Source organism: Tamlana sp. 2_MG-2023, from assembly GCF_030548465.1.
GTDB lineage: Bacteria > Bacteroidota > Bacteroidia > Flavobacteriales > Flavobacteriaceae > Pseudotamlana.
Map to the genome: position 1 here is coordinate 1 of NZ_JAUOSF010000034.1, position 2,664 is coordinate 2,664.

General features: G+C 34.7%; 2 protein-coding genes. Both read right to left on the bottom strand.

What is annotated here, in order from left to right; all coding sequences use genetic code 11:
- Nucleotides 1-289: 289 nt before the first annotated feature.
- Nucleotides 290-577: a helix-turn-helix domain-containing protein gene (locus Q4566_RS16955; RefSeq protein WP_216068632.1), complete on the bottom strand. Its 288-nt coding sequence runs from the start codon at nucleotides 575-577 to the stop codon at nucleotides 290-292.
- Nucleotides 574-915 carry a type II toxin-antitoxin system RelE/ParE family toxin gene (locus Q4566_RS16960; protein ID WP_303423761.1) on the bottom strand — a complete coding sequence of 114 codons (342 nt, stop codon included), beginning with the start codon at nucleotides 913-915 and terminating at the stop codon, nucleotides 574-576. The genes Q4566_RS16955 and Q4566_RS16960 overlap by 4 nt, the downstream gene beginning before the upstream one ends.
- Between the last annotated feature and the right edge of the window lie 1,749 nt (nucleotides 916-2,664).

The window sequence follows — 2,664 nt, forward strand, 5'->3', positions numbered from 1 at the left end:
TCTGAATACCGTCTGATTACTTTGTCATTTTTGTACATAATGTTTAAAATTATGTAGCCTTTATTCAGGACGGGTCAGCATTGTACACAACGTTCTCGGCTATGCTTAGTACGGGATTTAAAAGTAATTAATTTCCGTTTAAGCACTTAGCCAAATCTTTTTATTTTGTTTTATCTTTTTTAGTAGTAAAGCCAAATCAAAAGATTTGGCGGACTTTGCAAATACAGACTAACTTTTGAATTAAACACCAAACCCGTATTAAGTATAGGCATTGTTGGCAAACGTTATTTTATATCTGTAGATTTAAATTTAGTTTAGCACCTAAAGCATTAAAAATGCGCATTACAGTTTCAAAAGTCACATTTCCAGTACTGTTTTCAAGTCGAGAAATCTGTGCTTTTTTTACTCCAACTAATTCTCCTAATTGCTCTTGAGTCAGTTTTCGTTTTTTTCGGGCGGTTTTTATCATATCGCCAATCAATTCAAGTTTTAACTCAAATTCATATTCGTCTCTTTCTTCAGTTCCCTTTTTTCCAATTAAAAGGTCTTCTGCTTGGTCTAAAGTGTAACTTTTCATTTCTTTTTATTTTTAAAGTATATATTTCTGATTTTGTCAGCTTTGTCTATTTCTTTTTTATCCACTTTGCTTGTTTTCTTAATAATTCCGTGAGTAGCAAAAACTAACGTTTCGGTTTTATCATCCTTGTCCCAGAATGCTAAAAGGCGATATTGTATTCCAGAATATAAGGTTCTAAATTCCCAAATATCGTCAGTCAGTTTTTTAAAAAACTTTGGGTCAGATTGTTGTTCGGCTCTTCTTATATTTTGAAATATCTTTTTCCTTGCTTTTAGGTTTTGCTTTTCTACAAATTCAAAAGCTTCTTCAAGCAATTTCGTTTCAAATCGTTTTATCATTCGTGTTGTAAAATCAAATTTGATACAAATATAAATAAAGTTTCGTTAATTGTAAACTTTTGAGTGGGTTTTTAATGTTTGCCAACAATAGGTGTATGTGTAGTAGCACCCAAAGGGGGCTATTGCTCATACACCATGTTATCTGGCTGTTTTATTTTAATTTTTACTTTTCTCAAAATTAAGAATAAAAATACAGCGAACAGTTTTCCAATCGGAACTTTTAGTGTCATTTTTTTCGGGGCTTCCCGTAACGCATGTTGTTTATCCATAAATAAATCACGTGCGTTACGGCACTAAGGAATCCGTTCTTTTTACTTTTTTATCCATCAAGTTCATCAAAAATTTGACTTTGTCAGAAATTTTCACGACCTTGATTAAGTATTTTTAACGTGTCCACGTTTAGAAAGCACGCTTTCTACGCTTCCAAGCAAAATACTTAAGCCAGTCTCTCCTAAAGTCGATACTGGATTATCTAAAAAAGTAAAAAGAACTCCTTTTTTTGCGTAATCCTCCGAAAAAATTGTCCGATCCGATTGGGAAATTGCTGATAACGGTTTCGTGTAAGGTGCGTTGCGACTAAGAAGTTAGGATTTCCGAATGGAAATCCGAAGTTGAATAGAAGTACTGCACATTAAATTAACGCTAATGTAAGCAATGCATTTTACACTGTGTTGTGTATAGCGCTTTTTTTGTCGGTTTTTTGCTTTAAACCTCTAAAATTAAGGGTTTTTAAATTATTTTTTGCGAGAGATCTGCCGTTAAATTTACGTTTAGCTTTTTAAACCTCAATTTTGTCACGAACTAATTTGCCGTCCAGATTTTCAGTCCGCCGTAACAGTTGCGTAATATTGGTGTCCGAAATCGTCTGAGTAAGCAGAATCCGATTATTGCGCTCTGTTAAGCATATTTTTAGCGTTCTAAAAGTCCGAATTACGTCCTAATTGCGCTTTGCTAGTGTCCGAAATCGCTAGAGTGGGCAGAATCCGATTGCGTTATATTTTTAAGGAATGTTTTCGCTTAGGTTCCAGGAGAAATAGTTTTTTAATTTTTGAGGAAATCAGAGTTTTTTAGAGTTAGATATTCCGAAATTGAGCGTTTTAGGTAGGAGTGAGCCGTTATACACAACGGTTGATGTATTGAAAGTTGCGTTTAAGCCCGCGAGGATTTTCCGAAGGAAAATCCGCTTAGCACAAAAACACAAGCCTTTCGGACTAGCTAAAAATAGCAATTTTTTATACATTTTGTTAGCGCACGTGTGTTTTTGTTTAGTTTTTAGCTTTAAAGCACTTAGGAATAACTGTTTAGCGAACTGATTTGTAGGTTCAGTTTTGCCGTCCAGATTTTCAGTCCGCCGTAAGAGTTGCGTAATATTTGTGTCCGAAGCCGTCTGAGTAAGCAGAATCAGCTTTTTTGAGCTCTGTTAAGCATATTTTCAGCGTTTTGGGAGTCCGATTAGCGTAATACTTGCGTACTGCTAGTGTCCGAAATCGCATGAGTAAGAAGAGTCCGATTGCGTTCTGTTTTTAACGTCTATTTTCGCTTCGATTCCAGTAGAGTGGCTTCTTTAATTTTTTTGATAAAATTAAAGTTTTTTAGGGTGAGATATTCAGGAATCTAGCTTTTTTAGAACTGAGTGAGGATGTGTGCTAACGGTTTCGTGTAAGGTGCGTTACGACTAAGAAGTTAGGATTTCCGAATGGAAATCCGAAGTTGAATAGAAGTACTACACATTATTATAAGTACTAAAGT

Coding starts and splice junctions, on each gene's coding strand:
- Q4566_RS16960 (WP_303423761.1), bottom strand. CDS start 915: ATGATAAAACGATTTGAAACGAAATTGCTTGAAGAAGCTTTTGAATTT.
- Q4566_RS16955 (WP_216068632.1), bottom strand. CDS start 577: ATGAAAAGTTACACTTTAGACCAAGCAGAAGACCTTTTAATTGGAAAA.